Source organism: Rufibacter sp. LB8 (genome assembly GCF_014876185.1).
Lineage (GTDB): Bacteria > Bacteroidota > Bacteroidia > Cytophagales > Hymenobacteraceae > Nibribacter.
On record NZ_JADALJ010000001.1, the window covers coordinates 3,536,878 to 3,562,122 of the forward strand.

Annotated in this window: 9 protein-coding genes; 8 read left to right on the forward strand and 1 reads right to left on the reverse strand. The window is 52.0% G+C overall.

Annotated elements, in window-relative coordinates; all coding sequences use genetic code 11:
* Window positions 1–268: 268 nt before the first annotated feature.
* Window positions 269–1,531 (reverse strand): hypothetical protein, encoded by a 1,263-nt coding sequence (locus IMY23_RS14845; RefSeq protein WP_192822846.1) that lies wholly within the window; start codon window positions 1,529–1,531, stop codon window positions 269–271.
* A gap of 493 nt (window positions 1,532–2,024) precedes the next feature.
* Here IMY23_RS14845 and IMY23_RS14850 point away from each other — a divergent pair, with 493 nt between their 5' ends.
* From IMY23_RS14850 to IMY23_RS14885, 8 genes are all read left to right on the forward strand, one after another.
* Window positions 2,025–4,334 (forward strand): nitric-oxide reductase large subunit, encoded by a 2,310-nt coding sequence (locus IMY23_RS14850; RefSeq protein ID WP_192822847.1) that lies wholly within the window; start codon window positions 2,025–2,027, stop codon window positions 4,332–4,334.
* Window positions 4,335–4,596: 262 nt separating this feature from the next.
* Window positions 4,597–6,084 carry a copper-containing nitrite reductase gene (nirK, locus tag IMY23_RS14855; RefSeq protein WP_192822848.1) on the forward strand — a complete coding sequence of 496 codons (1,488 nt, stop codon included), beginning with the start codon at window positions 4,597–4,599 and terminating at the stop codon, window positions 6,082–6,084.
* Between the two features lie 88 nt (window positions 6,085–6,172).
* On the forward strand, window positions 6,173–6,973 hold the full coding sequence (locus IMY23_RS14860; RefSeq protein ID WP_192822849.1) for a formylglycine-generating enzyme family protein: 801 nt from the start codon (window positions 6,173–6,175) through the stop codon (window positions 6,971–6,973).
* 20 nt (window positions 6,974–6,993) lie between these two features.
* A complete protein-coding gene (locus IMY23_RS14865; RefSeq protein WP_192822850.1) occupies window positions 6,994–7,617 on the forward strand; it encodes an SCO family protein in 624 nt (207 codons plus the stop codon).
* Window positions 7,618–7,804: 187 nt separating this feature from the next.
* A complete protein-coding gene (locus IMY23_RS14870; protein WP_192822851.1) occupies window positions 7,805–8,398 on the forward strand; it encodes a glutathione peroxidase in 594 nt (197 codons plus the stop codon).
* Between the two features lie 197 nt (window positions 8,399–8,595).
* A complete protein-coding gene (locus IMY23_RS14875) occupies window positions 8,596–9,009 on the forward strand; it encodes a DUF1569 domain-containing protein (RefSeq protein ID WP_370589864.1) in 414 nt (137 codons plus the stop codon).
* A gap of 119 nt (window positions 9,010–9,128) precedes the next feature.
* Window positions 9,129–9,950 carry a membrane or secreted protein gene (locus IMY23_RS14880; RefSeq protein ID WP_192822853.1) on the forward strand — a complete coding sequence of 274 codons (822 nt, stop codon included), beginning with the start codon at window positions 9,129–9,131 and terminating at the stop codon, window positions 9,948–9,950.
* Window positions 9,951–10,922: 972 nt separating this feature from the next.
* Complete coding sequence (locus IMY23_RS14885) at window positions 10,923–25,238, forward strand: gliding motility-associated C-terminal domain-containing protein (protein ID WP_192822854.1); 14,316 nt, start codon at window positions 10,923–10,925, stop codon at window positions 25,236–25,238.
* Window positions 25,239–25,245 lie beyond the last annotated feature (7 nt).

Below are 25,245 nucleotides of genomic sequence, written 5' to 3' on the forward strand. Positions count from 1 at the left end.
GGTAAAACCCAATTTCTTTAAATAAAAGATAAAGAGGTATTTTATTATTTTAACGCAAGATTCTTCTAGTTAGGTTCATTGGATGTCCATTATTTTTTATGGGACGATAGGCTGCCAACCTGTTGCTTTTAGGCTTTGCCACCCGCCTGTCAAAGGTAACGGAGAGCACAAAGGGTGTATATGATGCGGGTCTCCAGGGCCTATGATGCTGGTCATGAAACCCGCTGTTTTAGGGCTCACTTCTGAAAATGAGCCCTAAAACAGATTGTCAGGTACGGGAGGTGCCAGACGCGGGCGTAGTGGTAAACTGGCCCAGAAAGAAAAGAAAAACCCCCAGCGGCAGCAGCGTGCTAAACCAGAACATAAGAGAGTGGTACTGCGGAAGGGCGCCCAGGCCTTGCCAGAAAAAAGTGCCCTGCAAAAGCATGACCACCTCCGTAACCAGGAAGGCCGCCAGAAATAACCCCATTCCGCATCGGCTCATCCATGACCTAAAATTCAGCCAGCCCAGCTTCCAGAAAAAGGCAAGCACCAGCGTGCTCAAAAAACCAATCAAGACCAGATGCAGGTACCCTATGATAAAAAGGCGCGTGCGGTACGCTAATTCTGCCACATACGGGAACGCCGAGCAGAACTGTAAAAACACTTTTAAGCAGAACGCCAGGCCTGAGAACAGCAGAAGCGCTTTGGCCCAAGGGCCAAACAAGGCAAGAATCTGTTTGCTGTTTTGGTGAAGGAGCAGCAGGAGTTTGCCTGCGGCCATGAGCTGTACCAACGCGGCCGCGCCCGCAATGCCATAATAGACTGCAGCAGGTTTGACCCAGAGAACAGACAGCACGTAGGCGGGCAGGCAAGCCCAGAACAACAGCCAGAAAACCAACCTGAGTTGTTTGGCCGGCAACATGATCTGGTAGGTCTCCAGCAGCCAGACCAGCAGACCCAGGGCCGCAAACGTAAACCAGCCGTTGTATTGGAAGTGGAGGTAAAAGTAAATGGCGTTGAAGTAGAGTCTGCTCCCGGTTTGGCCGGTGGCCATTATAGGTCCCATGGCCCAGGGGCCCAATGACGAAAGCACCAGAAAAAACAAGGCGGCTTTTACAAATAGAAAAGACAACCGGTGTTTGCCATGGGCTACCCGGGCCTGGCGGGTATCTTTCAAGAATTGGTACACAAAATAATAGCTCAGCAAAATGTGCGCCGTGGAGAAAGTAATGGAGATGGCGGCGTACCCCTGCCATGCAAAACTCACCAGCATGCCTGCCACCGTGGCCTGTGACAACCAAAATTGCCAGGTATAGGTTTTCTGGTCTTGCCGTTCTTTGGGCAGGTACGCCACCACCAGCCCCACAAAAAACGCCGCGTACAGCCACCCCAACAACGCCACATGTGAGTGCGCGTGCAACACATGCTTGTAGGTAAAGCCACCAGAAGAGCCCACTACCATCCACCGCAAAAAAAGCCCCAGTAACGCCACCACCAACAAATTAGCCAGGGTGACCAAAAACCATTTTCTTTTACTGTGTTGGGTCATGCGCAAAGGAGCGGTTTGCCTGGTAGGGCGCTGTTAAAAGGCAAAAATAGACCTTGCATCCCCTCAGATAAAAAGACAAATGTGTCTTCTATCTATGATTAATATCATTTTTCTTTCTACTCCCCAAAATGACCTTTGTGCCAGACACGTGTCTAAAAAAAGAGGTGGCCTGTTGTTGGGGTTCCCATTAAAGACTAGGTAAAAAAGCCGACTGGGTTGATGTTTCTGCGGGTCAACCAGCGCTTAGGCCCTACGTCATTTTGCCAAAGAGCTGAGATTTCCATTTTGCCGGCCAAGAAGGGCAGATTAAGGTTCTTAAGAAGCATTTTTTGAGAAGCACGGCAACGCTACGGTTTCATAAAAAGGCGAACGCAGGTTCACGGTCTGGCAAGTTGCAGCGCACAAAAGAAATATAAATAGGCTCTAAAAAGCCCACCGCTTTGCTTTTAACTAACCCAATTCTATTTGTACACTTTTACCAAAACCTACCATTATGAGGTATAAAAAACTCTGGCTCGGGTTCCTGGCCGTTATCGTCGGGTCCTTTGCTGTTCTCGGTTACTATGGTTCTGAAATTTACCGGCAAGCGCCCCCTATTCCGGAGCGCGTGGTCACTACTTCTGGCAAAACCATCTTTACGGCCCAAGACATCATGGATGGGCAAAACGTGTGGCAATCTACCGGAGGGCAGGAACTGGGTTCTATTTGGGGCCATGGCGCCTACACCGCGCCAGACTGGACCGCCGATTGGCTGCACAAAGAAGCCATGTTCTTTCTTGACACCTGGGCCCAGCAAGCCAAAGGCACTAACTATGACGCCCTTGATGCTGAAACCAAAGCCCAGTTACAGGCCCGCCTCCAAAAGCAAATTCGCCTGAACACTTATGATGTGGCCACCAAAACCCTTACCATCTCTAACCTAAGGGCCCAGGCCATTGCCCAGGTAAGCGCGCATTATACCGGGCTGTTCATGAATGACCCTGCCCTGGCTGCGCTACGCGATGCCTATGCCATGAAAAACTACACCGTAGAAGACCCTGAGCGCATGCGCAAGCTGAACGCCTTCCTCTTCTGGGCCACCTGGGCCTGCGTGACAGAGCGGCCCAACCAAGACATTACGTATACCAACAACTGGCCCGCCGAAGACCTGGTAGGCAACCGCCCCAGCCCAGACTTACTTATCTGGACAGGGTTTAGCGTGATTGTGCTCATTGCAGGTATTGGGTTGCTGGCCTTTTATTACGCCTCACACAAAGAAGAGGAACTGGACCACAGCAAGCTTCCCAAAGAAGACCCGCTGCTGGGCTTACGGGCCACGCCGTCTATGCGGGCCACGCTTAAGTATTTCTGGATTGTGACAGCCCTTATTGTGGTACAGGTAACCCTTGGGGTAGTCACCGCCCACTACGGCGTAGAAGGCCAGGCCTTGTACGGTTTTCCGCTGGCAGATTACCTGCCGTACTCTATTTCCCGCACCTGGCATGTGCAGTTGGGTATTTTCTGGATTGCCACTTCCTGGCTGGCTACTGGTTTGTACATAGCCCCGGCGGTGTCTGGCTATGAACCTAAATTCCAGCGGCTGGGCGTTAACTTCCTGTTCATCTGCCTGCTCCTTATTGTGGCGGGGTCTTTGGCCGGTCAGTGGTTTGGCGTCATGCAGAAACTGGGCTACGGCGAGAACTTCTGGTTTGGGCACCAAGGCTATGAGTACGTAGACATGGGTCGGTTCTGGCAAGTGTTTCTGCTGGTAGGCTTGTTCCTGTGGCTGTTTTTGATGGTGCGGGCCATTCTGCCAGCCTTTAAAACAGATGCGGAAGGCCGCCATTTGCTGGGCATGTTTCTCATCTCTTCTGCCGCCATTGCCTTGTTCTGGGCTGCCGGCCTCATGTGGGGGCAGCATACCAACCTGGCCATTGCGGAGTACTGGCGCTGGTGGGTGGTACACCTTTGGGTAGAAGGATTCTTTGAGGTATTTGCCACCGTGGTCATTGCCTTTTTGTTTGTGCGCATGGGCTTGCTTGAAACCAAAATGGCCACCGCCACCGTGTTGTTCTCCACCATCATCTTCTTGTTTGGCGGTATCATTGGCACGTTCCACCATTTGTACTTCTCTGGTACGCCCACGTCTGTCATGGCCCTGGGTGCCACTTTTAGTGCGCTGGAAGTAGTGCCGCTGGTCTTGATTGGGTTTGAGGCGTACCACAATTTTACGCTAAGCCGGTCCACTACCTGGATCACGGCGTACAAATGGCCTATCTACTGCTTTATAGCCGTAGCCTTCTGGAATTTGGTGGGGGCTGGCATCTTCGGGTTTTTGATTAACCCGCCCATTGCGCTTTACTACATGCAGGGGCTCAACACCACCCCCGTGCATGCGCACACGGCCTTGTTTGGGGTGTACGGTGTGCTGGGCATAGGCCTCATGCTGTTTGTGCTCAAAGGGCTGTCTAGCCGAAGACGCTGGAAAGACGGGGTTATCCGCTTCGCGTTCTGGTCCATCAACATTGGGCTTGCGCTTATGGTCTTGATCAGTGTGCTGCCCATTGGCCTTATGCAAACCTGGGCCAGCGTGAAATACGGCCTCTGGTACGCCCGCTCTGCGGAGTTCCTGCAGACAGACACCATGGAGATCTTGCGCTGGCTACGCGTAATTGGGGACACCATCTTTGCGGTGGGAGTGCTGGCGCTGGCCTGGTTTGTCATTGGTCTTAAAACGGGGCGGTCTTTGCATGCAGAGGAGGATGTGTCCAAAGACATTCCGGCGCACCACCCCTTAGATGAGACCCAGCCACCGGTGATTTAGGGATTGTACAGGCGTCAGCAGAAGCAGCCTTGGTACCTGTGAATTGTACCAGAACAGCCCTCCTGTTTTTGGCCTCATATTCAGAAATGAGGCCAAAAACAGGAGGGCTGCTTTCTTTAGCTGCCTTTTGCGGCATGGCCCTTTTGCCTGGGCCCTAAACTAATCTTTATCAGGTTTTTGAATGACCAATGTCATGTGATACCCGGTGCCCACCCCCGAGCTTTACAGAACTATAAAGTGTCCTTTCCTAATCCTAAAAATCATGATACGCCCGTTGACCGCTTCCAGAATATTTCGTGCCCTTGGCTTGGCCATCTACGCGCTGGGCCTGCTCTTTCTGGTCTCTTGCCAGAAAATGGACAGAGAAAAAGAAATTGCTGATGCTGCTGTGCAAAAAGGCAAGAACTACATGCCTCAGGTAGATGCCATTTTAACCTCGGCCCCGGCGGTGCCCAGGCCCATTACGCGCAAGTACCCGGCCAAGGTGGTGGTGCGCTTAGAAGTAACTGAAGTGGTGAAGAAACTGGCTGACGGCGTAGAATATACCTTCTGGACCTTTGGGGGCGTGGTGCCGGGCAAGTTCATAAGAATCAGAGAAGGAGATGAAGTGGAGTTCCACCTCATGAACCACCCAGACAGCAAGAACCCGCATAACATTGACCTGCACGCCGTGAACGGACCCGGCGGCGGGGCCAACTCCACTTTTACCGCACCAGGCCATGAGACCGTCTTTAGTTTTAAAGCGCTTAACCCTGGCCTGTACGTGTACCATTGCGCCACCGCGCCGGTGGGCATGCACATTGCCAACGGCATGTATGGCCTTATTCTGGTAGAACCCAAAGAAGGCCTGCCGCCGGTAGACAAGGAATTTTACATCATGCAAGGTGATTTCTATACCAAAGGCGATTTTGGTGCCCCGGGCCTGCAACCTTTTGACATGGCCAAAGCCCTCAAAGAGCAGCCTACCTATGTAGTGTTCAACGGTTCTGTGGGGTCCTTGTCCGGGGAGAATTCGCTGACCGCGCAGGTGGGTGAGACGGTAAGGTTATTTGTGGGCAATGGCGGACCTAACCTGGTATCTTCTTTTCATGTGATTGGTGAAATTTTTGACAAAGTGTACCCAGAGGGCGGCACCAGATTAAATGAAAACGTGCAGACCACGCTGGTGCCAGCGGGCGGCGCAGCCATCACAGAATTTAAAGTAGATGTGCCGGGTAACTACGTATTGGTAGATCACTCCATTTTCAGGGCATTCAACAAAGGTGCGCTGGGCATGCTAAAAGTACAGGGCAAAGAAGACAAGCGCACCTACTCTGGGCAGATCATGGATAAAATCTACCAGCCAGAGGGCTCTACCGTTCAGAACATGCCAGACTCTGAGGCTCCGGCCGCGCCGGTGGCTGGCACCAAAGATGGCCGTGTGGCCCTAGGCAAAGCGGTGTACGCCCAGAACTGCCAGGCCTGCCACCAGGCAGAGGGGCAAGGCATAAAAGGCGCTTTCCCGCCCCTGGCTAACTCTGATTACCTGAACGAAAACGTGGACCGTGCCATTGGCGTGGTGGTGCATGGCCTGGAAGGCCAGATCAAAGTCAACGGCGAACTTTACAACAGTACCATGCCCCAACTCAAACTCACCGATGAGCAAGTGGCCAACGTGATGACTTACGTCTACAGCCAATGGGGCAACAAAGGCGGTGAGGTGAAACCAGAGCAAGTGAAAAAAGCCCGCGCCAAAGCGCCTAATCATTAAGCAATACTTTTTCCATCGGCTGCCAGACGTAATTTTTTCCTGGCGGCTGATGGGGATTTTTTATTCAGATTCTTAAAGTCAACTTGAAATGGGCCGATATTTTCTTCTCCTTTTTTTCCTTCTGGTGTTGGCCTTGCCCGGAGCCGGACAAAAGAAATCTACCGGCGCACCAGCCCTGCCTATCAAGGGCGGTTCTTTTGTGCCGCTGTACGGGTCAGATACGCAGCCGGTGACGGTGGCGCCCTTTCTGCTAGACAAATACCCGGTGACCAATGCAGCGTTTGAGGCCTTTCTCCAGGCCAACCCAAAGTGGGCCAAAAGCACCATTAAACGTATTTTCTCTGACCAGAATTACCTCAGGCACTGGAGCGCAGGGGCGGCCATGGGTCAGGAGAAAAGCAAAATCAGCCAGAGCCCGGTGATCAACGTGTCTTGGTTTGTAGCCAAAGCCTATTGTGAATGCCAGGGCAAGCGCCTGCCCACCACCAACGAGTGGGAATTTGCCGCGCTGGCCTCTGAGACCAAGGCCAACGCCACTAATGACGAGAAATTCTACCAGCGCAGCCTGGAGTGGTACAGCAAACCCAACCCTAAATTCTTGCCGCCGGTGCAGGAGAGTTTTAAAAACTATTACGGCGTGCAAGGCATGATTGGCCTGGTCTGGGAATGGACCCAAGACTACAACTCTACCCTGCTGGTGGGCGAAGGCCGGTCAAACGCAAGCCTTGACAAGCAGGAATTCTGCGGTTCCGGGGCCAGCGGGGCTACCAACGTCAAAAACTACGTGGCGTTTATGCGCTATGCGTTCAGGTCTAGTTTAAAGGCCAATTACACGGTGGGCAACCTGGGTTTCAGGTGCGCCCAAAGTCTGCCCCAGGCCTCCCGCTAAATCTCCTTAAAAATCTGGTCATGAAAAATATTCTATATTCCCTGGCGCTGGCAGGCGCTTTTTTTGCAACGGGCTGTCAAGATGCTGCCGTAGAGCAGCAAGAACCGGCAAAAACCAAAGCTACTGCGGGCGCTTCCAGCCCCACGTTATCAGATTTGTCTATTTACCACCTCGGCTCAACATGGAAAAACCAAAAGCAGGAAACTGTTGAACTGGAAGAATTAAAGGGGAAGCCGGTGTTGGTGGCCATGGTGTACACAAGCTGCGCGTTCGCGTGCCCCAGAACCCTGGCAGATCTGCAACGCATTGAAAAAGGCCTGACCAGATTTGCGACAGAGGATTTCAGGATTGTGCTGGTCTCCATTGATCCCGTCCGCGACACCCCGGCCCAACTGGCCAAGTTCACCGCCGAGCATGACCTGGACCAGAACCGCTGGACCCTGCTCACCGCCCCGGAGGAAACCACCCAGGAACTGGCCGCCGTCCTGAACGTGAAATACCGGAAGGCTCTGAACGGCGAGTTCGCGCATTCTAACCTGATCACCGTTTTGAACGCCCAAGGCGAAATTGTACACCAGCAGCAAGGCCTGGGCGCCGCGCCAGAAGAAACCATTACGGTCATGAAAAGCCTGTTAACCAACTAAGCAGAAGTTTAGGAGACCAGATCGATTTCTTTCGCCAGAAAAGTAGAAGGAAACAACACCAGACAGCATATGGCGATGTACAAACAGATACCTGGTTTCCGTTTTCGGCTCCGTTTCTGGAAATGAGCCCGAAAACAGGATGGCTACAACTGGCGAGCGGCCGTAAAAAGGATAATTTTGTACCGCTATGAAAAAGAAACTATTGAAATGGCTGTACCCGCTCATCATGAAACTGAGCAAGGGCACGGCCAAAGGAACAGTGCTGGAGAACAAGCAGAAAGCCGCCCCGGCGCAGCCGTTCCACAGCTTGCAGGCCACGCTCAACAACGGGCAGCCGCTGGATTTCAGCGCATTGAAAGGCAAGAAAGTGCTGCTGGTGAACACGGCCTCCAACTGTGGCTACACCGGCCAATATGAAGAACTGCAGGCCTTGCAGGAGCAGCACAAAGACCAACTGGCCATCATCGGGTTTCCGGCCAATGATTTCAAGGAACAGGAGAAAGATGATGACCAGACCATCTCGCAGTTCTGCCAGGTGAATTACGGCGTCACGTTCCCGTTGTCCAAGAAAAGCGTGGTGGTGAAGAAAGACGGACAGCACCCGGTGTACGCCTGGCTCACAGAACCCCAGAAAAACGGCTGGAACCAACACCAACCCGACTGGAACTTCAGCAAATACCTGCTAGACGAGAACGGCGTGCTCACGCATTACTTCGGGCCGGCCGTTTCACCGCTGGGCGATGAATTGAAAAACGCCCTGGGGCAATCTGCCAAGCAATAAAGTCTGATTTTTCCGTTTTCGGGCTCGTTTCTGGAAATGAGCCCGAAAACGGAAATTATTTTGGAGTGATTTAGCAGATAGCCAGCGGGTTACTGATTGTTGGGTTGGTTTCTTATATTTGACCCGAGCCCGATTATTACACCCATAAACAGACCGCTATGCACAACGTGTTTTAGTCAGAATCGGTCACGGCCTTGGTGGCCCGGATCAACCGTTTAGAGCCAGATTCCAGACCTTTGTGGGGGAAGATGACGGTGGGGCAGATGCTGGCGCATTGCAACGTGATGTACGAAATGGCGTTTGAGCAGAAGCACCCAAGGCCATCTTTTCTTATGCGGTTGCTGTTGAAACTGGTGGTGAAGCAAGCGGTGGTGGGCCCCAAGCCGTACCCCAAAAACAGCAGAACCGCGCCGGTGTTTCTTATGAAAGAGACGAAGGATTTTGCCCAGGAGAAAGCCCGGCTCACTGCGTACATCCAACAGACCCAGCAACTGGGCGAGGCGTATTTTGAAGGCAAGCCTTCGCTTTCATTTGGCGAACTCACCGCGCAGGAATGGAACACCATGTTTTACAAGCACCTGGACCACCACCTGCAACAGTTTGGGGTGTAGTTTCCGTTTATCTTTGATACCGGCGTTTTGGGGCTCATTTCTGGAAATGAGCCCCAAAACGCAGTTCATCTCCATTTTCTGCAAGTTATAAGCCTGCGTAACGTTATTCTCATTGTGCTATGTCTGTTTTCCAATTCTTCTCTCTGAAAACCGCTGTGGGCCTGGTGCTGCTGGGCTGGCTCGGTTTTTTCATGTCTGATGCGAACATCTCTTCTGGTTTTCTGAGCACTGACTTCGCCCAGACCCAAACCGCGCCTGCCCCCGCAGACCTGGAAGGTGCCTGGCAACTGCTGAGCCCTGCCGCCGGTAAAAACCAGACAGCCACCGTGGTCAAAACCCTGGCCGACGGTTTCTTCTCAGTGGCGCATTTTGACAAGGCCGGCAAGAAATTCCTGGGCACCTACGGCGGCACCTACACGCTTTCTGAGGGTAAGTTCCAGGGTAAATTTGAGTTCCACACCTTTGACAGCACCAAGGTAGGTCAGTCCATTTTGGGCACGGTCAAAAAGCAGAACGGCGCTTGGCAACTGACCCTGCCGGGTGAGGCTCAGGCTTCGCAGACCTGGGTGAAAGGGAAGGAAAAAACAGCGCGCTCGCCGTTGGCCGGCGCGTGGCGAATCAGCCATAGACTGGGGCAAGACGGGCAGCTTCGGCCCATGGTGCAAGGCCCCCGCAAGACCATCAAGATTCTTTCTGGTGACCGGTTCCAGTGGATTGCCTTCAACTCTGAGACGGCGGCGTTCTCGGGCACCGGCGGCGGCACCTACACCGCCCAAGACGGAAAATACACCGAGCACATTGAGTTCTTCTCCCGTGACAGCAGCCGCGTGGGTATGCAGATAACGTTCAATTTTGAGATGAAAGACGGCCGCTGGCAGCACACCGGCCAAAGCAGCACCGGCAGTCCGGTTCATGAAGTCTGGCAACGCCTGGCCCAGTAACCCAAAGCCAGCCTTTTCTGGAGGTGTAGCCTTGGCAAGTGAAGTTGTTTCCCTTAGGCATGAAAGCCGTTTTGGGGCTCATTTTCAGAAATGAGCCCCAAAACGGCTTTTTGTTTGCATCTGCTGCCAAAAACTACCTGTGAGTGTGTGTCTTGCTGTGCTTGTTTGCGTGAAATTTTAAGCGAAGTAGGGGTTTGGCGTGGTTGCCTTGTCTTTTTAGAAGCACCTTAGAGAAACTATGGCATGAACCGAGATGGTGACGCCAAAAGATTACAGGCAGTTTTGCAATGGCAGCTACATTGTCAAAGTGCTATTGTGGTTTTGGGAAACGTACTCTTGCAGGCAAGCGCTTGTTATTTACGGTGGTATTACTGTTAATTTTATTATACTATATTTGTTGTTACCATATATTTATAATTAAATCTGGCATATAATCACGCTAATTCCTGACAGACGCAGTAGGAAAGGTTCTGGTTTTGGAGTTGTACTGTTGTCTGAAAATGAGCCTTTTGTACTTTTGAGGAGATTTATTTCCTTTGTAGAAAATTCAATATTGATTTTTATGGCTAAAAAACATACCAATTGTATGGGCATTCTATGAATATAATTACAATTCAATTTCCCCGTACCTGCCCTCCACCACACACAAAAACATCAACCAATCAACCATTGCCTTTCTGGCTTTCCCCCGTTGCCAGAAACTGAACACAACCAAAGAAGCCTGCCTTATTGCATGATCCCTGCTGGTATTTGCTGTTGACAGGTTCCGCTTATATTTTACGCTTACAGTACTTTTAGCTTTTACATATCGCGTTAAGTCTACTTGTAGTGCCCCCTGGGCGTGTTCTGGGCAACCAGACGGCCCCCTGAAATTGACTGTTGGTTGAAAGAGCCAGCTGCCGCCTGTTGCTTTTAGGCGCGTATGTTGCCGGGGTATGCTAAGTGATTTTCCTGCGATTCATTAACTTCTGCATGAAAACACGTTTACTTTTAATTGTGCTCCTGACACTTTTCTTACAAGAAGTGCGGGCACAAGTGAAGTCGCCGCTCCAGTCTCTAAGAAAAGTAACCCTTTTTAGCCATAACCCCCTGCTCCTTTCTGGCAACTCCTCTGTAAAAGGCGAGTTGATAGCCCCGGCGGTAGAAACCGCCAAATACGGCAAGACCCTTCCGGTAACAACAAAACTGAAGAGCCAGCAGCAGACCCAGGCGCAGGTGAACCGCCTCTACGCAGAGCTGGCCTCCACAAAACCCACCGCCACCCTTGACGGCAAAAACCTTTCGGGCGCTACCCTGGCGCCGGGCGTGTACCACATCAAAGGAAGTGCTCTTTTAAAAGGTACCCTCACGCTGCAGGGCACCGGCCAAAAAGACGAACTGTACATCTTTAAAGTAGAGGGAAACCTGATTCTGTCACCGTCTGCGCAAGTAAAGCTCTCTAAGCGGTTGCGTTCCCGTAATGTGGTGTGGGTGGTGAACGGCAACGTAAAACTGAACGCCCAGAGCACCTTAAAAGGGTCTATTCTGGCCAAAGGTGACATCAACGCCGAACACGGCGCCCAAGTAGAAGGCAAGTTGCTCAGCCAGGAAGGCAGCGTGTCTTTGCTGGATAGCTTTGCCTCTGACCCAGCGGCGGCCATTGCAGATTTGACCATTTCTCAAACGGTGAGTCCGGCAGCTTCCCCTGATGGAAAATACGTAGTAAATGATGTTGTTACTTATACCGTTACAGTCACCAACACTGGGCCAGATAATGAGGAAGGTGTAGAGGTTAACTTTGGTTGGTTACCCAACAATGCCTTGGTTTTTATAAGTGCCACGCAAACCACAGGCACTTACAATGCGGCAGACGGGTATTGGGAAATCCCGGTTTTACCTGTGGGGCAAGTTGAGACACTAGAAGTGACCGTTCGGTTAAACAGAGCTAACTTTATAACTACTGCCACTGACGTTTCAGGAACTGGCATAGACGTAGATCTGGATAACAGTAGTTCCACCTTGATCATTTGCCCCGTTAATAAGAAACCAGCAGGAATTACAGGACCTGAATTTGCTTGTGTTCTGCAGGCGGGAGTAACAGATCCTTATACGTTTACTGTAGATCAACCCATTCCTGGCGCCAGGTATTCTTGGGATCTTCCTCCAGGATGGACTGCTATAGGTCCCAATAACGCCAGCAGTATTATTGTTACCACCGGAACTACGCCTGGTACGCAAACCATTTCCGCCCGGGCCGACAGTCCCTGTGGTTTAAGTGATTCTACTTCTTTCAATGTTTACTTATACCCCTCTAAACCTACCATTGCCGGACCCATTAGCGGTAATTCAACGTATTGCGTAGGAAGTCAAGAGACATTCTCTATTCCCTCTGGTACTCAAGCCAAAGATTACATCTGGACCGTGCCCGCTGACTGGACCATTATCACCAATGACAGTTCAGAGCAGATTACAGTACAGTTTGGGCCCACTAGTGGGAAGATACGAGTAGTTGCAAACAACCCATGCGGTAATAGTGCTGCTATTGAGAAAGACATAACGGTCATTTTAAGCGTACTTCCAGCACCAGGTGGTATTACAGCATCTAATGATATTTTATGTGCTAATACTGGCACGGTTACCTATTCTATAAATTCAGTTGCAGGCGCTATAGATTATACATGGTCTGTGCCTACAAGTTGGGCAGTTTTGTCAGGACAGGGAACTACTTCTATTACTCTACAAGTAGGGGCTCCTAGTGACTCTATTTTTGTAGTCGCCAACAATATTTGTGGACCAAGTTCCCCCAGAGTCAAAAAAATAATTGTTTCACCGGCTGCTCCTCAAATTGGAAGTATAAACGGTGATTTAACCATCTGTTCGTCAGATCCACCACAAACGTATTCAGTTGATCCTGTAGCTAATGCGCTAACATATTTTTGGGAAGTTCCGACTGGGTGGTCAATTCTTTCCGGCCAAGGAGGGACTAATGTTTCCGTTAAGCAAGGAACTTCTGGTGGACTATTAAAACTGACCGTTACAAATGGCTGCGGCCAAGATGTAAAAACTATTAATATAGAGGTAAGTAATTCTAGGCCAGCTGCTCCAGTATTTGTTCCTACTTCCCCAGAGGCCTTAGCGCCTTGTATTGGGCAGACGGGATTGGTATATTCTGTAAATAGCGTTCCTGGTGCGCAAAGTTATGATTGGGAACTTCCTGATGGGTGGGTAATTACCAACCGGTCAAATGGGGGCAGAACCATCACTGCTACCTCCAGTTCCACTCCGGGGCAAATCACGATTAAGGCCGAAAACGGCTGTGGGTTCAGTACAGCTACCAGCATTAGTGTGGTTCCTTTTGGCTCTGCGCCTGACGCTCCTGTTAATTTTCTCGGAGATCTTACTCCCTGTGCAGGTAGTATTATCACTTATCAGATTGAAAATCCAATAGCAGGTTTGTTCTATGACTGGTTTGTGCCTGCTGGTTGGGCTATCCAAAATGGGGATAGCACTTCTATGATAACGGTACTCGTTGGAAGCAATGCTGGAATTATCAGTGTAAAGGCTGGTAATGGTTGTGGTCCAAGCCCATCAGCCCTCGAAAAGCCAGTAACTCCTTTTAACGGTGTTCCTGTTTTCTCAAGCGAGATCATAACTCCCGGGCTAATTTGTGCAGGTGTGCCGGAAATAGTGTATTCTATAAATGCTGCAACAGGTGCCCGTTCTTACCAGTGGACTGTGCCGTCTGGGTGGACTATTAAATCTGGACATGGAAGCAACGCAATTGTGGTTACCCCGGGCAGTACCGGAGGGCAAGTGACCGTAACGGCTGAAAATACCTGCGGCAACAGCTTGCCCAAGTCTGTCAACCAAGTAGTATCCCCGGCTGCCCCAACTACTCCTTCAGCAATTACCGGCTCAGCCATTATCTGCCAGGGTCAAACCACTACGTACACAGCTAATGCTTCGGCCAACGCAACTTCCTATGTGTGGACTATTCCTGCTGACTGGACTGTGGTCTCTGGGGGAAATACAAGAGAAATTACCGTCGCTACTGGTTCAATCTCAGGTAATTTGACTGTGCAGGCCGTAAATTCTTGTGGTACAAGTTCTGCCACATCATTTAATGTACAGGTGGTGCCAAGTGCACTAAGTGCAGGTCCAATTACAGACATAGATGAAGTCTGCGGAACTACAAGTATTCAAACATACTCCATCGCACCCGTAGCAGGTGCTACCGGCTATACCTGGACCCTCCCCAATGGCTGGACGTTGCTTTCAGCCAATAATGGCCCAAGTGTGCAAGTTCGGGTAGGTGCCACGGGTACAATTTCAGTTACTGTCCAAAATCAATGCGGCTCTGGAACTGCTTCCACCAGAACCACTACTGTCAGAACGGAGCCCCCAGCGGCACCAATTGCTATTAATGCTGACCCTTCCGCTCGCTTCCCCTGTGAAAACCAAGCAGGCCTTACTTACTCGGTCGCCCCGGTAACAGATGCCTCTAACTATATTTGGTCTGTTCCTTCTGGCTGGACCATTGTAGGAAGCCAAACCGGGCCAAGCATAAACGTGACCGCAGGCGTGGGAGCCGGACAGGTAAGGGTGTTTACCCGCAATGCTTGTGGCGACAGCGCCCCTATTGCCATCAATGTCGCAACCGCTGGCACTGCCCCCTCACTGCCTGAGGCTGTTGAAGGTGATCCCGTGCCTTGTATTGGCGCGACCGGTAAAATATACAGCGTGCGGAACGCTGTAGCAGGAGTGCAGTATAACTGGTCCGTGCCTGCTAACTGGGTGGTTACCGCTGGTTTGGGTACTTCCCAGATTACCGTCACCATAGGAAGCGATACAGGTAATGTAGAGGTAACTGCTGAGAATGGTTGCGGTATTACGGCAGCTACCAGCCTGGCAGTAGCGCCTACTACCGGTCCACCGGCCATTGGCGGTGATATCACAGGAGAAGATGACGTTTGCCTTGGCGCGGTTCTTACTTATAGAGTTCCGGCGGGAGGCGCTATTTCCTCTTACACATGGTCCACGCCAAGCGGTTGGGATATTACGGCTGGACAGGGTACCAATGAAATAACGGTGAAGGTGAACGCCGTCATTTCTGGAAAAGTGCTTGTGACCGCCGTCAACGGTTGCGGGAACAGTGTTACCAAAGAATTGCTAGTTATTTCTTCTCCCAACATACCAGAGGTACCGCCTGTCATTACGGGCCCTACCGATCTTTGTATAGGAAGTCAATATACCTTTTTAGCCTCACCGGTAGACAACGCCACTGGTTACCAGTGGAACATTCCTGCCGGCTGGACAATTGTGTCTGGTCAGGGTACTGGCACGTTGGTCGTGACCATTGGTTCTACCTCTGGTGAAATCTCAGTTCTTAAGTCAAAGGCCACTAACGGTTGCGGCGGCAGTGAGGAAACCGTTTTCAACACCACCGTGAATCCTAACGCTCCTGGGGTAGTTGGTGCTATATCAGGTCCTGATAGATTATGCGCTACCAATACGGTGCAGGAGTATTCTGTAACGCCGGTCCCTTTTGCCACCAATTATTTCTGGACCGTTCCGGCCGGCTGGCAAATTGTGTCGGGGCAGACAGGCTCCACCTTACGCGTGATTCCGGGAACCCAGAGTGGCGAGGTGCGCTTAAGGACTTCCAATGCCTGCGGCAACAATGCCGCAGATGGTACTTTGGCAGTCATCATCACCGGTTCTGCGCCATTGCGGCCAGCGGCCATTGCGGGAAGTGCCTTCGCGGCGAACCCATGCGTGGGCCAACCAGGCTTGACTTATACTATCCCTGCAGTTTCAGGCGCCACTTCCTATAAGTGGGAAGTACCAAGTGGCTGGGCTATTACCGCAGGGCAGAATACTACCAGTATCACTGTGACGGCTGGAAGCCTACCCGGCGATATTTCTGTGATGGCGAACAACCTGTGCGGGGACAGCCCTGCCAGAACATTTGGTGTCACTCCATTTACAGAGCCTCCAGCTACTCCAGCAGGTATCACAGGCGCCCAAAGACCTTGTGTAGGCTCTCAGGTAACGTACCGGGTGGTGAGCCCACAGCCAAATGTAAACTACAATTGGTCTGTTCCTACGGGCTGGTCTGTGTCTTCTGGGCAAGGCACCGCCGAGGTGGTGATCACAATAGGTACAATTCCCGGGTCTGTGGAAGTTAAGGCAGAAAACGGTTGCGGTGAAAGTGCAGGTGCCATTCTTCCTATTACACCAAGTAGCGGAGTACCGGTGCTTGCTGGGAATATAAGTGGGGCGGGCATTATCTGTGCTGGTGCCACGGGCTTGGTGTATACCGTTCCTGTAGTAGCTACGGCAGAATCTTACCAGTGGACCTTGCCAGATGGCTGGAGTATCACCGCCGGATCTGAGACCAACAGCATTACCGTAACTGCCGGAACTGGCAGTGGTACAATCTCAGTGGCTGGAATCAATGCCTGCGGAACAGGGGTTGCCAAAACGCTTGCTGTGACTGCCACTCTTGGTGCACCTCAAAGTCCTATTGCCATTAGCGGGCCCACCAGCCTTTGTATTGGAGGCGGACCGGTTACGTATTCTATTGCTGCGGTTGCCAATGCCAGTTCTTATGACTGGACATACCCTGTTGGTTGGACTGTTTTAAATGGACAAGGCACCTTGAGCATCACCCTTCAGCCTAATGGAACCTCCGGAGCTGTAGCGGTGGCGGCAACCAATGTTTGCGGCACTGCTACTGGCACAACTAATGTTACTATCTTCCCTAATGCACCAGACGCTGCAGGGTCAATTTCAGGACCTGTCTCCTACTGTGCTGATAATACAGAATACACTTATTCTATTACACCGGTAGCAGGTGCCACCACCTACAACTGGACCATTCCTGTTGGCTGGACCTTGGTGTCAGGTGAAGGAACTACATCTATTGTGGTAAGGCCCTCTACCAACAGCGGTTCTATTTCAGTGGCTGGAGTCAATGTCTGTGGTGAAGGTATTGCCTCATCTCAAGCCATTACCATCACGGGTGTTAAACCCATACAGCCTGGCGCCATTTCAGGTAATCCACTACCATGCAGGGGAACAACGGTTACCTATTCTATTGCGGCAGTAACAGGTGCAACAGGATATGTATGGGAAGTGCCCGCCGGCTGGACGTTAGAGAGCGGTCAAAATTCCACCAGCATTACTGTTACTACCGGACTTGGTACTGGCAACGTAACCGTGAAAGCAGTAAGTGTCTGCGGCGAAAGCCCGGTGAGAACCCAGACAGTGACTTCTTCCACATTTCCACCTGTTCAGCCAGAGGCTATTGTAGGGCAGGAACTTCCATGTGCGAACAGCCAGAATATCACGTATTCTGTTAGAAATCCTATAGCTGACATGACGTATACCTGGTCATTGCCAGCGGGTATCACTATAGTTTCAGGGCAAGGCACTGCAGACTTAGTAGTGAACGTGGGTACCTCCGGTGGTGAAATCACGGTAACCGCAACCAACGGCTGCGGAACTAGTCCTGCTGCTTCCTTAACTGTGGCGCCAACATCTGGTTCACCAGCCTTAACCAGCAATATAGCTGGACAAGGGAATGTTTGTGCTGGTAGTTCTTATACCTACTCTGTCAGTGGAACAAACGCATCTTCCTTTGAGTGGAGTGTTCCTACAGGTTGGCTTGTTACTGCTGGCGCAGGCACCAATACCATTACCGTGACGGCTGGTTCATTACCTGGAAACGTAGTTGTGGCGGCTGAAAACGGCTGTGCCATCAGTCCTAGCCGAACTTTGGCTGTTTCTGTTCTACCAGCAGCCCCACAGACACCGGGCACCATATCCGGCGTGGTCAACGCCTGTGCCAATCTAGAAGTAACCTATGAAGTAGCCGCAGTGGCTAACGCGACTTCTTATATATGGACAGTACCAGCAGAAGCTACCATTCTGGCTGGCGGAACTTCCAGAAGTATTACTGTGAGACTGGGGAATGCCTCTGGGCAGGTGACGGTGAAAGCTGTCAATAGCTGTGGCACTAGTGCAGAATCCATCCTGAACATCAATGTATCTCCAGGAGCTCCTGAGCCAGTTGGCCCTATTGCCGGTGCTTCGGCTTTCTGTGCCACGGCTGCCACACAGACCTATTCTATCGCCACGGTGGCAAGGGCAACCAACTATTCTTGGTCTTTCCCAACAGGTTGGACTATCATTTCTGGACAAGGAACCACTACGGTGGAAGTTCAGCCTGGTACAACTGGCGGGGTGGCTACTATAACTGCTTCTAACGGTTGTGGACAAACATCCCGTACCATGAGCATTACGGTTAACCAGGCAATTGCTTCTGCCCCAACGGGCTTAACAGGAAAATTAACGCCGTGTATTGGTGAGACAGGTCTTACCTATTCAGTGCCTTTTATTGCCGGTGCCACTGGGTACACGTGGACAATGCCAGCCGACTGGACCATCCAATCTGGACAGGGAACAAGAAGCATTACTCTGACAGCAGGTTCCTTATCTGGTGCCATTACAGTGACTGCTAACAATGATTGTGGCGCAAGCCCAGCGGCTAGTTTGACTGTGACGCCTTCGGGTACCGCACCAACCCAGCCTTCAGGAATCTCAAACGCTTCTGTCATCTGTGCCAATAGTCAACAAGTCTTCTCAGTAGATAATCCTCAGTCAGGCCTTACCTATAATTGGAACTATCCGGCTAACTGGACCTTGGTGTCTGGGCAAGGGACAGCGCAGATTACGTTGACGGTGAGCGGCTCTTCAGGAACGGTGTCTGTTGCAGCCCAAAATACCTGCGGCAATAGCCCGGTGCTTAGCAAACCGGTGACTGTGACCTCTGATGCACCAGCGCTGGCGGGCAACATCTCCGGTACTTCCAGCGGCTTCTGCCAAGGCACCACGCAGACCTACACAGTTCCTGTTTCCGCTTCCGCCTCTGCCATTACCTGGACTGTGCCCGCCGGCTGGAGCATTCTTTCTGGTCAGGGCACGGCAAGTGTGCAGGTGAACGTAGGCAATAGCGGTTCTATCAGCGTAAGCGCTCTGAACGGCTGCGGTCAAACGACTAGCCGTTCTCTGGCGGTGACAGTTGCCCCTGCTCTTCCCGTGGCCATTGGACCTATTGCAGGTGACATTGAAAGCTGCACTAATGAAGTACAAACCTATTCTATTCCGGCCCTTGCGGGTGCTACCAGCTATACCTGGCAAGTACCCTTGACCGCCAACATTCAAGCTGGACAAGGCACGAACAGCATTACCGTAAGAATGGGAACTGTATCTGGAGAAGTGCTGGTGTCTGTGACGGATATTTGTGGAAATACCCGGGTGGCTAAGATTAATGTAGAGCTGTCACAAGTGGCACCTAGCCCAATCTCCGCTATCTCAGGAGTAACCACAATCTGTTCTACTGATGCCAGCCGCACGTATTCCATCTCTCCGGTAGCCAATGCCAAGAGCCTTACCTGGTCAATACCTACCGGCTGGACCCTTCTTTCGGGTCAGGGTTCTACCAGTATTACGGTGAAGCCGAATACGCAAAGTGGCACTCTCTCTGTAGAAGCTTGGAATTATTGTGGTACCTCCACTCAATCACTGGCTGTTACCGTAAACGGACCTATCTCAACGACGCCGGGTGCCATTAGCGGTAAACCTATGCCTTGTGAGAATGAAGTGGTCACGTATTCTATTGCAGCAGTAGCTGGTGCTACCGGTTATAACTGGACAGTGCCAGCAGGCTGGAGCATTATTGGAACCGCTACCTCTACTTCTATACAAGTGAAAGCAGGCGGCACAACAGGTTCCATTACAGTGGTAGCTTCTAATGACTGCGGCAACAGCCCGGCGGCAAGCCTTGTGGTCAGCCCATCTGGTAGTGTACCTGCCCGCCCTGACGGAATCAATGGGATGGCGCAGATTTGCGGTGTGACCGGGAATACGTATAAAGTGATTAACCCAGTGGCAGGTGTGACTTACACCTGGACTTTACCTGCTGGTTGGACTTTCATTTCAAATGCTGGACTTATTATTGAAGTTGATATTACTGGTGGACCTGGCCCAGGAAACCTAACATTGGTGGCTTCTAATGCTTGCGGTGCCAGTGAGCCATTTGTTTTGGCAGTCACTGCCTCTCGTCCTCCGATTTTAACAGGAATTCAAGGGACTGACGTACTTTGTGCGAATGCTGGGCAATTGACGTATTCTGTGAATGCCACTGTAGCGGGAGATACATATGCCTGGTCTTTCCCTGCTGGCTGGAATATTGTCTCAGGCCAAGGAACCGCACAGGTAACGGTAACCCCTGGGCCAACAAGTGGTGTTATTTCTGTGGTCGGAACAAATATGTGTGGAACGACAACCTCTACAAAAAATGTGGTGGTGTCACCGGCACCTCCTACAGACCCGGGCCCTATTACTGGGTTAGATGAATACTGTTCTTCTTCAGCTACCTATACTTACTCTGTTCAACCTGTAGCCGGGGTAACCGGTTATACTTGGGCAGTGCCAGCTGGTTGGACATTAGTTTCTGGCCAGGGCACCAACCAAGTGACCATCAGACCAGGACTCACCAGCGGATTGATTTCGGTTAAAACCCTTAATGGCTGCGGCGAAAGCAATGGCGCAGCTTCTAGGTTTGTCTCCATCACAGGGCAGACCCCTGAGGCACCAGATGCCATCACCGGCACTACGGCACCATGTATTGGTCTGGGAAATGTTGTTTACGCCACCAATGCGGTTGCCGGAGCTACATCTTATGTGTGGTCTGTGCCAGCTACCTGGACTATTGTGAGTGGACAGGGAACTACCAGCCTTACGGTCACCCCCGGAAGCACTGCTGGTAACGTGTCTGTGAAAGCAACTTCTGCTTCCTGCGGAGATAGCCCAGTCACAACCTTGGCCGTAACGCCATTCTCCAATCCGCCAGCCATTCCTCAAAGCATTACGGGGCCGGCTGCCCCATGTACTAATGCAGTGGCTACCTATGCCGTTGTCAACCCAGTGGCCGGGCTTACCTATAATTGGTCTGTGCCAACAGGGTGGACTATAACCTCGGGTGCGGGAACAGCCAGCGTGCAAGTGACTGTTGGAAGTGTCACTGGACAAGTAACCGTAAGCGCCAGCAATGCGTGTGGAACTGGAACAGCCGTGAACCTACAGGTAACACCTACCACCGGGGTAATTGCTTTGAACCCAATCACTGGCCCAGCCAGCGTTTGCCCTGCTGCCACGCCGCTTACTTATGCTGTGACTTCAACTGCTGGCATTACAAATTACCAATGGACGGTACCAACGGGCTGGACATTGCTCTCTGGGCAAGGTACTACTCAAATCACTGTAACAGCACCAACCAGCGGTTCAGGAAATTTAGTAGTCACCGGAGTCAATCAATGTGGTACCACTGTCTCGCGCAGCTTGGTAGTCATTATCACCTCGGGCGCACCACTGCCCATGCAGGCAATCAATGGACCTGCCACAGTTTGTGAGAATGGCGAATACACATATTCTGTGCCGGTAATAGCTGGGGCTACTACCTATACCTGGACAATTCCAGCAGGAGCTACTTTTGTCAACGGGCAAGGAACTTCGGCCATTACTGTGAAGATGGGTGCATCTGCTGGTAGCGTTTCTGTGGTGGCTTCTAATAATTGCAGCACCAGCCCGGTTGCCACCCTGGCTATTAATCAGCCAGGTACAAGGCCGTCAGCAGTAGGTGCTATTAGCGGTACTTCCATTATTTGTTCTACCAGCGCCAGCCAAACGTATTCAATTGCTGCCGTTGCCGGTGCCGCTGGTTATACCTGGACAGTACCTACCGGTTGGACCATAACTGGCGGGCAGGGTTCACGTTCCATCAACGTGGTACCGGGTACCGTAAGTGGCACAGTTAAGGTAGAGGCCATAAATACATGTGGCACCACTACTAATACTTTGGCTGTTACTGTGGCGCAACCATTGGCCGCACTGCCAGCTATTGATGGCAATGAAGTGCCGTGTGAGAACGAAACCAATGTTACCTATTCCATCTCGGCAGTGCCGGGTGCTACAGGGTATACATGGTCAGTGCCGAATGGCTGGGTCATTCAAAGTGGCCAGAATTCACCGGCTATTATAGTGACTGCTGGAACTTCAATTGGGCAAATCACCGTGAAAGCGACGAATGCCTGCGGCGATAGTCCCATCAGCAGTCTGGCCGTGACACCGTCACAAGCGGCACCTACCACACCAACTGGTGTTCTTGGGCAGGTTGCTCCATGTGGCAATAGCCAAGGGCTGATTTATTCTGTTGTGAACCCTGTAGAAGGCATCGCCTATACCTGGACTTTGCCAGCAGGCTGGAGCATTGTCTCTGGCCAGAATTCACCTACCATTGAAGTAAACACTAGCACAAACGCCGGAAATATTTTAGTAACGGCCTCTAATGGTTGTGGCACTAGCCCTGCATTTGCTTTTGCAGTCGCGCCAAATGCGGGTACGCCGGCTATTACCGGAGCCTTGTCGGGTCAAACGTCTGTCTGTGGTGGTACTACCTCCTTGGTGTACGCTGTGAATGGCGTTGCCGGTGCTACCTATAACTGGACTGTTCCAACAGGTTGGACTATTCGGTCTGGTCAGAACACGCCATCCATCACGGTAGATGCAGGCACCCTTGACGGAACAATCACCGTGGAAGGCAGCAACGGTTGCGGAACCATTGCCCGTACCTTGGCAGTAACCATCCAGGATCCAATCACGGAGACCTTGTCGGCTATTGCTGGGAAACAGGCACCTTGCAGTGGCGAGGAGAATCTTACCTACACGGTGAATGCGGTAACAGGAGCTACGGGCTATACCTGGTCAGTACCTTTCGGGTGGACGATAGTGAGTGGAAGCACTTCCAATGCAATTACCGTAAAAGCCGGAAACAGCGCTGGATTTATAAGAGTGTTTGCCTCTAACAGTTGCGGCGACACGCCTGCGGTTGAGTTGCAGGTAACACCTGCCGCGGTGCCGGTACCGGCAGGCATTCTAGGCAACACAACGGTTTGTGCCAATGCCCAGCAAGTACAGTACGCCGTACAAAATCCGGTGGCAGGCATTACCTACACGTGGTTTGTCCCTGGCGGTTGGAACATTGTGTCAGGGCAGGGAACAGCGCAGGTACAGGTGAATGCAGGTACGGCAAGTGGCACTATTGCTGTCACCGCCACCAATACCTGCGGAACCAGCGCCGCGGCAACGGTAGCCGTGGCCATTGGGCAGGCACCGGTCTTGGCTTCAGAGATACAGGGAGCAGCCACCGTGTGCGCTAATGCTACAGGATTAACCTACTCCATGGCAGCTTCAGCCGCAGCTGCTACCTACACCTGGTCTGTGCCAGCCGGTTGGTCTATCATCAGCGGGCAAGGAGGAACTCAAATCACAGTGCAGGCAGGTACCACAGAAGGTGATATTAGTGTAATAGCCTCTAATGGCTGCGGAACCAGCACCAAAGTGTTAGCCGTGAAATTGAACAGCGCTGTGGTGGCAACACCAGGCGCCATTACCGGAATTACCACTACTTGCCCTGGTACCAATAACTTAGTGTACACAGTGCCTGCCGTGAATGGGGCTACCTCTTATACCTGGACAGTTCCTGCTGGTTGGACCTTACTGGCAGGCCAAGGGTCTGCCTCAGTAAGAGTTAGAGCGGGTACTACAGGCGGGCAAATCTCTGTGGAAGCAGTGAGTGCATGCGCCACCAGCGCAGCGTCTACCCTGGCGGTTCAGGTGACAGGCCCAGCGCCTGCCTTGGGTGCCATTAATGGAAACACTGCCATCTGTATTGGGGGACCCCAAGTGTATTCTGTCCTGCCGGTGGCGGGTGTTACCACCTACCAATGGTCACTGCCTACGGGTTGGAGTTTTGTCTCAGGCCAAGGCACAAATACCGTAACAGTCAACACGGGTACTACCGGCGGAACCATCAGAGTTATCTCCATAAATGCCTGTGTGAACAATCCGGTGCCTGCTACGTTGGCGGTGGTGGTAAACGGGACCAAGCCAGCCAGACCGGCCGCCATCACACCCACTACTGCCACGCCTTGTGCTAGCCAAACAGGCTTGGTATACAGCATTGCTGCAGTTCCGGGCGCTACAGAATATGTATGGAGCGTGCCACCTGGTTGGGCCATTGTCTCCGGTCAGGGAACTACCACCCTGACAGCCACGGCTGGTGCCACGGCTGGAAATATTATGGTCATCGCCAGAAATTCCTGCGGAGACAGTGATAGCCGTACGCTGACCGTCACGCCTACTCCAAATAACCTACAGGTAGGGAATGTGCAAGGACCAGACAAACCATGTGGCAACAACACCTTGGTGACGTACACGGTCATGAATGTGACAGGCGCCTCTAGTTATGCCTGGACCATACCAGCTACCTGGACCTTGGTCTCCGGGGCCGGAACAGCTTCTGTTCAGGTACGGCCATCACAGGAAGCCGGAAACGTGAGCGTAGTGGTTTCTAATTCTTGCGGAAGCAGCCTCACCAGAATTCTAGCCGTGACCCCAAGCAGCATTACCCCCGCAACTCCGGGAGCCATTGCCGGTCCGGCTGTGGTCTGCGGTACTACTGCCGGCATCAGATATGAAATCACGCCGGTAGCAGGGGCCACCGGGTACACGTGGTCTGTGCCAACTGGTTGGAACATTCAGTCTGGCCAGGGAACCACGGTGCTGGTAGTACAGGCAGGAACATCTGGCCAGGTGAGCGTTATGGCGACCACCGCGTGTGGCAGCAGTGCACCGTCTACCCTGGCGGTAACCGTAGGCGATGCCTTGGGAACCATCACGCAGATCCAGAACATCAGCAGCCCTTGCGGTGGCTATCGGTTCGCGGTGGAGGCTGTGCCTGGGGCTACCTCATACGCATGGACGTTGCCGGCTGGCTGGCAGATTACCGCGGGCCAGGGAACCAGGGAAATACAAGTGACAGGTTCTGGCAACGTTCCGGTGCAATTAAGAGTAGAAGCCCGCAACAGCACCTGTACCACGGCTCCTGCCACCCTCACGGTGCAACCTATTACCATTGCCGCTGAACTGATGGTGCCAAACACCTTCTCGCCTAACAATGACGGCAAGAACGATGTCTGGAAAGTAAGAAACCTAGAGGCGTTCTCAGACAATGAATTGGTGGTAGTGAACCGTTATGGTGGGGAAGTGCACCGTGTGAAAGGCTACAGAAATGACTGGGCTGGTGCCGGCTTGGCAGAAGGTACCTATTATTATGTGCTCAAAGTTCGCTTGTGTGATAACCGGGTAGAAACCTACCGTGGCTACATCATGCTCAAGCGTTAGTAAATGA

Bases quoted from the DNA above. Each gene is read 5' to 3' on its own strand.
- IMY23_RS14860 (WP_192822849.1), top strand. From the start codon at position 6,173: ATGGGCCGATATTTTCTTCTCCTTTTTTTCCTTCTGGTGTTGGCCTTG.
- nirK (WP_192822848.1), top strand. From the start codon at position 4,597: ATGATACGCCCGTTGACCGCTTCCAGAATATTTCGTGCCCTTGGCTTG.
- IMY23_RS14870 (WP_192822851.1), top strand. From the start codon at position 7,805: ATGAAAAAGAAACTATTGAAATGGCTGTACCCGCTCATCATGAAACTG.
- IMY23_RS14865 (WP_192822850.1), top strand. From the start codon at position 6,994: ATGAAAAATATTCTATATTCCCTGGCGCTGGCAGGCGCTTTTTTTGCA.
- IMY23_RS14845 (WP_192822846.1), bottom strand. From the start codon at position 1,531: ATGACCCAACACAGTAAAAGAAAATGGTTTTTGGTCACCCTGGCTAAT.
- IMY23_RS14850 (WP_192822847.1), top strand. From the start codon at position 2,025: ATGAGGTATAAAAAACTCTGGCTCGGGTTCCTGGCCGTTATCGTCGGG.
- IMY23_RS14885 (WP_192822854.1), top strand. From the start codon at position 10,923: ATGAAAACACGTTTACTTTTAATTGTGCTCCTGACACTTTTCTTACAA.
- IMY23_RS14880 (WP_192822853.1), top strand. From the start codon at position 9,129: ATGTCTGTTTTCCAATTCTTCTCTCTGAAAACCGCTGTGGGCCTGGTG.